The 6,641-nt window shown below is 40.4% G+C and carries 7 protein-coding genes; 6 read left to right on the forward strand and 1 reads right to left on the reverse strand.

Annotated features, from left to right (window positions below):
- The first annotated feature begins 259 nt into the window (after positions 1-259).
- From ACFIN0_RS09230 to ACFIN0_RS09255, 6 genes are all read left to right on the forward strand, one after another.
- Entirely contained in the window at positions 260-397 is a 138-nt protein-coding gene (locus ACFIN0_RS09230) for a hypothetical protein (protein ID WP_375702388.1), read from the forward strand.
- A 646-nt stretch (positions 398-1,043) separates the two neighbouring features.
- The gene (locus ACFIN0_RS09235; protein WP_375702389.1) at positions 1,044-1,385 is read left to right on the forward strand and encodes a hypothetical protein; all 342 of its coding nucleotides are present in this window, start codon (positions 1,044-1,046) and stop codon (positions 1,383-1,385) included.
- Between the two features lie 269 nt (positions 1,386-1,654).
- Positions 1,655-2,233: a hypothetical protein gene (locus tag ACFIN0_RS09240; protein WP_375702390.1), complete on the forward strand. Its 579-nt coding sequence runs from the start codon at positions 1,655-1,657 to the stop codon at positions 2,231-2,233.
- Positions 2,234-2,370: 137 nt separating this feature from the next.
- Positions 2,371-2,577 (forward strand): hypothetical protein, encoded by a 207-nt coding sequence (locus ACFIN0_RS09245; RefSeq protein ID WP_375638458.1) that lies wholly within the window; start codon positions 2,371-2,373, stop codon positions 2,575-2,577.
- 353 nt (positions 2,578-2,930) lie between these two features.
- Positions 2,931-3,305 (forward strand): hypothetical protein, encoded by a 375-nt coding sequence (locus ACFIN0_RS09250; RefSeq protein WP_375702391.1) that lies wholly within the window; start codon positions 2,931-2,933, stop codon positions 3,303-3,305.
- A gap of 12 nt (positions 3,306-3,317) precedes the next feature.
- Positions 3,318-4,487, forward strand: a complete 1,170-nt coding sequence (locus ACFIN0_RS09255) for a DUF6990 domain-containing protein (RefSeq protein WP_375702392.1) — start codon at positions 3,318-3,320, stop codon at positions 4,485-4,487.
- Positions 4,488-5,540: 1,053 nt separating this feature from the next.
- Here the strand turns inward: ACFIN0_RS09255 and ACFIN0_RS09260 are convergent.
- Complete coding sequence (locus ACFIN0_RS09260) at positions 5,541-5,864, reverse strand: hypothetical protein (protein ID WP_375607073.1); 324 nt, start codon at positions 5,862-5,864, stop codon at positions 5,541-5,543.
- Positions 5,865-6,641 lie beyond the last annotated feature (777 nt).

Here is a 6,641-nt window from a genome sequence, read left to right on the forward strand (position 1 = left end):
CGGGCGGGTATGGCTGTTGTAGGGGGGGCGGGTAAAGGCTGTTGTAGGGGGGGGCGGGTAAAGGCTGTTGTAGAGGCAGCGGTATGGCTGTTGTAGGGGCAGAGCGGTATGGCTGTTTGTAGGGGCAGAGCGGTATGGCTGTTGTGTAGGGGGGGCGGGTAAAGGCTGTTGTAGAGGCAGCGGTATGGCTGTTTGTAGGGGGGGCGGGTAAAGGCTGTTGTAGAGGCAGCGGTATGGCTGTTTGTAGGGGGTGGCGGGTATGGCTGTTGTAGGGGGCAGCGGTATGGCTGTTGTAGGGGGCAGCGGTATGGCTGTTTGTAGGGGCAGAGCGGTATGGCTGTTTGTAGGGTGCGGGCGGGTAAAGGCTGTTGTAGGGGAGCGGGTATGGTTGTTGTAGGAGCCTTAGGGTAATGGGGGGGGTGTCGTGTTGAGGAACGAGTTATGGCGTGGCTTGTCGCAAGGGGAGGGTAAGGCTATTGTAGAGGCTGCAGGGGGCGTATATGAATGGTGCTGGATTACATTTTTTATTGAAACAATAGGGGTGATAGATTTTATAGTAAGGGGGGTATATTCATGGGGGCGCTATTGTTATCCCTTTCATGGGGGCTGTTCATGAAATGGGGGTGATGCGTGTTGGTTTGCAAGTGTTGAGAGATGTTTCTTTAAAACAAGCACGTGAATTGGCAAAAGTATTGGCAACATAAATATGCAATACGAGTGTTCTCTGAGGTATTCTGTTTGACGATAATGGATGCAATTGTGCTTGAGAGATTATGCGTGTCCTTATAAAAGTTAGGGACAAACAGTTGCATAAAAAGGAAGAGCAAATGAAGGGGGAAAATTCCACATTTTATAACAAATGGTGCTCTCTTTTTTTGGGAAAATCATTTCGTTCTTATAAAGATCATATTATTATTTGTCTTATGTCTATCCTTATTGCGATAGGTTATAAAGCTCTTTTGATCCCATTAGAATCCAAGTGGCCGTTGAGTGTATCGCAGGATAGCACTCTTTTGTCGCTCTTTGTGATGCGTGAAGTCATCATGGTTGTTGTTGTTGCCTTGATGCCTGTTTTATTGGTGCTTTATCTCATCTTAACGTATTTGTTAAAAAAAATGATTCAGCAGTTGGATGAGGCTATCCAGCAACGGGGTCATACAACCGATCAACAAAATAATCCAGTAAAAAACAATAGAGAAAGAATAAGCAGTTTTTTTATCGTATATTTTTGGTTGATATTTCTGCTAAACGTCTTTTTTCCTGCGGGTGTTGTCATGCTCATTTTAGAATTTTATTATTTTGTTTTCAAGCGCGTGAGAATGTATTGTAGAGTGAGATGGGAATTAAAATGCATAAGAAAAGAGAACGATAAGGCGCTTTTGTAGCTATCGTGAGGGGTAAGAGGCAATGTTTGGAAGCTCTCGTGACACAAGAAGAGGGGATGGTTGGAAAATCGTCAGGCAAAGAGGATAAAGAAGCCTATCAGGTTTGTAATGAGGAAGATGCTCTTAATCATTTGGAAAAGCAACCGCGCTTTTAGAAAATTAGGGTTTTTTGTTGAAAATAAGGGAAGCGCCATGCATCGCACTTTTCGTGGTTCTTAAAAGAGCGGGCATGAGATAAAGAAATGCGTTTTTCATAAAAAGGAAGAGCAATGAAGGAGAAAAAGTCAGAATTTTATTCAGCATTTTATAATGAACTACGCTATTTTTTTGGGAAAGATTATTTTTCTGTGCGAGAGCATGTTGTCATTTGGTTCCTCTCGCTCATTATTGAGTTGTGCAACAAGATTTTCTTTCTCTCATCTTTGGGTAGCCAAGAGAACTTGACAGGGTGGTGGGATACACCTCTTTTTCTCTCTCTGTATGCGTTTTGGAAAGTTATTACAGTGTGTGTTTGGGTCTTGTTTCCAGTTCTGTACATACTCTTCATAACATTGTGGCTTTTGTTGAGAAAAAATACTCAAAAATTGAAAGAAATAAACCAGCAACGGGGTAAAATAACCGATCAAAAGGATTGGTATAAAAAAGGCGATAGAGAAAAATGGAGTGATATTCTTGTTACAATATTCGGTCTCGTGCTTATGTGCGTGACATTGGTGGTTGCTTGTATTCCTATGATGATTTTACAACTTTATTATGGTGTCTTTAAGCAGGTGAGAACGTATCGCTGTTTAAGAAAAGAACTGAAAAACGTCTTGCAAGAACAGGATACAGCGTTTGAGAAGTCATGAGAGGGAAAAAATAATGAAGAAATTATGAGAGATTCAGCCTTTATAGGGATTGCTCTCTATACCATTTTGCCTCTGATATTTTTTGGTGCTCTTTCATGAGGTGTCCGTAAACATTGCTCTAAGGAGCAGTGTTGAGGGTGGCATTGAGTGAAAGAAAAGCCGATTATGGATTAGTATTGATAAAAGGGAATAAGAGCCCTTGGGGTTTAGAGCCTAGAGTGAGTGCTTGGGACTTACTTTATCGTTTGAGGCGTGAGGAAGGAACGGTTTTGCTTGTAGGGGCGCGCGGTATATGGGTTGTTTTCGTATTTTTAGGAGCCTTGTTCATTCAAGCTTTGAAATGAATCCTATTGAAGTGGGGATGCAGGGTCATTTTCTTGAAAATAGGAGAATTTTTAGGAAGAAAAAGCTGAATTGTGACTATTGTTTATAGATTGGCGTGGTTTGAAAATCTTCACTATTTGAGATGTGAGGAAGGTAAGAGGGTGGCAAGGTAGCAGGAATATTATAATTTTTATTATGACGTAAGCCATAACGGCCTGTGTACTTTTCTTGATTTCGGTGATATTTGGGTTTTGCATCATCATAATGCGAAAATTGGAAAAAAAGATCCAGAAACGAGAAGAAGCAATCTCGGTGTGATAGCAAATAAGCTCTCTGTCACACGGGGTCTTTTCAAAGAGTGAGAGGGGAATACATGAAGGAGCAAAATTGGGCATCAGAGCAAGAAACGCATAAAGGAGCGCATTCTTTTTCGCTTCAGCAAGCGTTACTCTCAGCAAAGGATTATAAAATTATCTTTGCTATTGCGGTTCTCATTGTCATCTGGAGAATGGTTCTAGAAATACCAGGTGTATTAAATTGGCAGCTGACAGGGTGGCAATATGTTGTGCATGCCGTTCTCTTTAAAACGACGGTCGCCATAACGGTCTGTGTCATTATTTTTATTCCGGTTATGTTACGGCTTCGCACCAAAGTGACGGGTGAGTTGTACAAAAATATTCAGAAACTAGAAGAAGCAATCTCGGTGCGAGAGCACATAAGCTCTCTGTCGCACGGGTTGTGTAAATAGTGAGGGGGGAACATGAACTTTGATCCTATAGCCGTATTTCTATTAGATCCCGAGTTCTGGGTATTTATTGTTATTTGCATGATCATTATCATGCTTGTTTTAGCTCTTTATACCTCTGTCTTCAAACGGATGAAAATGAATTTCCAAGTGAAAGGCGAGCTGGAAAGAGTGCTTAAAGAAAATGATCTTGCAACGCAGCAGTTTTGGAAAGATGAAGCCGTGCTGCAGAAGAGGCGTTTGCAACTAAAGGAAAAGGAAAAAGAACCCTTTGTCGGTTATGATGATGATGAAATTCTCACGATAGAAAGTGCAACAGCGCTTTTAAAAAGCTTGGGGTGGTCTGTGGACATCGAGGGAAAAGGAGATTATTTGGCAACCCTCTTTTTACCAGATCGCGAAGTGCAGTTTCTTTATAACGAAAAACACGTGGAAGAATTTTCCCCGTTTGATCGCGGGCTTTTAATTATGAGCGGTGTTTTTGCGGCTGCTTGTCAGACGATTAATCCTCATAATTCTGGGGTTTTGCCAACGGTATTTATGAATTTTGTGCCCAATGGATTGGAAATTTTTGAAGAAAAAGTGAGTGCCGCGTGTTTAAAAAAAGCGCTTGAAAAAACTTTAAAATGGACAATGGAAGATGATTCTTTGCATGAAATTTTTCGCTCTCAATATCGTCTTCCTCCTTGGGAAAAAGACTCTTTATCTTGGGCACCGGATGATGACATAGAGCTCGCACCTTATGCTTTGCTGCATCTTGCTGCTCTTGCTTTGCTGGGCGATGTTGAGACTTTAGCTTCTTATGACGAAAGTTTTACGGCAGGGAACCAGCTTGGCTTTGATGAAACCATTGAAAAAGTTCATTTGGAACGCGCGATGGTGATCGCTCAAGAAGTGGAAAGGGAAGGAAAGTTCAGTTACGATCTGCTGGAACGGGTTGCTGAGAAGTTGTCCATAGCCATGGACTATCAGCTTTTTAGAGATAGAAACCTTAATTTGTGTAATCAAAAACGAGATTTCCATAAAAAATTAGTTGAGGAGAAAAAACAAGAATTAAGGGAACAAGGGTTTGAAGGGGTGAGTGATGAACAGTTCGTGTTTGAAGCAGAGGGGGTAAAACATGCTCCTGATATTACTTATATTAAAGATGGTAAAATCGCATTTATGGATATAAAAATTGATTAGTGTTGTACTCTCCTGTTGAAGAAAAGCACTCTTATTTAAAAGATGTGAAAGCGCTATGATTGAGGCGCTTTCACACCTTTCATACCAGAGCAAAATAAAGTGTTCGAAAAATCGAGAATAATAGCCAAGATTTTAAAAAATAGACTGAAAATGGCTTGATCCTCAAGAATAGGGGAGAAAAATCAATTATAAATTCGCTCTCTTCTTTAAGACGGTTCTGTTGTTTTGTTAGAAAATGCTCATAAATTAGCGCTTGAATAAGCGCTATGAGGGAAAGCTTCATTGACTCAAGGGGGCGCTACGGGGGAGCTATAAAAGGGGGTAGAGTCTAAAAGGGGGGAGAGCCTAAAAGGGGGTAGAGCCTAAAAGGGGGTAGAGCCTAAAAGGGGGTAGAGCCTAAAAGGGGGTAGAGCCTAAAAGAGGGTAGAGCCTAAAAGAGGGTAGAGCCTAAAAGGGGGTAGAGCCTAAAAGGGGGTAGAGCCTAAAAAGGGGGTAGAGCCTTTGTCATTTGAGATGAGAGGAAGGCAAAAATGCCATTTTTGAGCAGTGTTAAGCTCTTTTGCCTTTGAGGTGTTTTTTGTCTTTTTAAGAAGTCCTTGCCAATGAAGCAGCGCTTGTTAAGCTTCAACAGTGTTTCAGTATGGTGATATTGATGTAAAAATTTATGGTATTTTTGTGTTTTTAAGTCTGTTTCATGGAGATCTGGAAGCCAATTCGATGACGTAGGGGATGCATGGTCATTTTCTTGAAAACAGAAGAATTTTTGGGAAAAACAAGAAGATTGCGGACCCTTATTAACTAAAGCGCTATGGGAGGGAAGCTAGGGGGTAGAGCCTTTGTCATTTGAGATGAGAGGAAGGCAAAAATGCCATTTTTGAGCAGTTTTGAAGGCGATGATATTTGGCCAATAAAAATAAAAACACAATAAAAATTAAACTAAAACAAAGGAAAAATTAAACTAAAAAAGGCCCCATTTTATAAAGGGCCTTTTTATTTAAATTTTTACAATATACATAAAATGTATATAACCTTACTTTAAGAACTTTTTGTATCTTATATTTTATTAGCAACAAGTTGTAAGAAATATATAATAAGTGATCCTAAAAAACCAGCTAGTGCATTCAATAAATTTTCTGCTTTATCGTATATATCGTTGATGGATGCTTGTTCTGATGCGCTTCTATTACTGACTCTCAGTATATTCAATGTATCCGATGTGTCCCTTACTTGTTTAACAAACTGTAAAGTTGTTTTCTCAATAGTATAAGGAGCAACAATAGGAGAGGGTTGTTTATTGACTATACGATCAGATTTTTGAATCGCGAGAGCTAAACCACTTGTAATAGCCCCAGCTATGAAAAAATATCTGATATTCATAGTTTTTCTCCTATATTTATTTCTATAAATAAATATCGATACGTATCATATATAAATTCGATTTAAATAACTATAGTAAAAATACAACAATCACAAAAAAGAATAAACTTTGTCTACAAATTGACAAAATTTACCCTTAATTGCCTTAATGAATTCTTTCAGATTCGACTTTATGAAGGCGTAAAAAAGTTTGAAAGCTCTGTAGAGAAGTGGAATCCCATAAGGTGGGTGATACAATAGTTGCTAGCAAACTTCTTTTTGTATCTTTGATCAAGGATTCATAAAAATGAGGGTTCATAAAAATGATATGCGATGAAAGTTGAGTAAACCCCTTGAGGGGAAAGATGCACTCTTTTTGAGGGCTAGAGTGCATCCTCATAGATTGGATGCCTCCTTTGAGGGTCGGAGGTATCCCTTGAGGGGAAGGATGCACTCTTTTTGAAGGCTAGAGTGCATCCTCATAGATTGGATGCCTCCTTTGAGGGTCGGAGGTATCCCTTGAGGGGAAGGATGCACTCTTTTTGAAGGCTAGAGTGCATCCTCATAGATTGGATGCCTCCTTTGAGGGTCGGAGGTATCCCTTGAGGGGAAGGATGCACTCTTTTTAAGGGCTGGAGTGCATCCTCTATAGATTGGATGCTGCCTCATGAGGGTTTGGCGGTATCCCTTGAGGGGAAGGATGCACTCTTTTTGAGGGCTAGAGTGCATCCTCATAGATTGGATGCCTCCTTTGAGGGTCGGAGGTATCCCTTGAGGGGAAGGATGCACTCTTTTTGA

It is taken from the genome of Bartonella sp. AA89HNZF (genome assembly GCF_042196905.1).
GTDB lineage: Bacteria > Pseudomonadota > Alphaproteobacteria > Rhizobiales > Rhizobiaceae > Bartonella.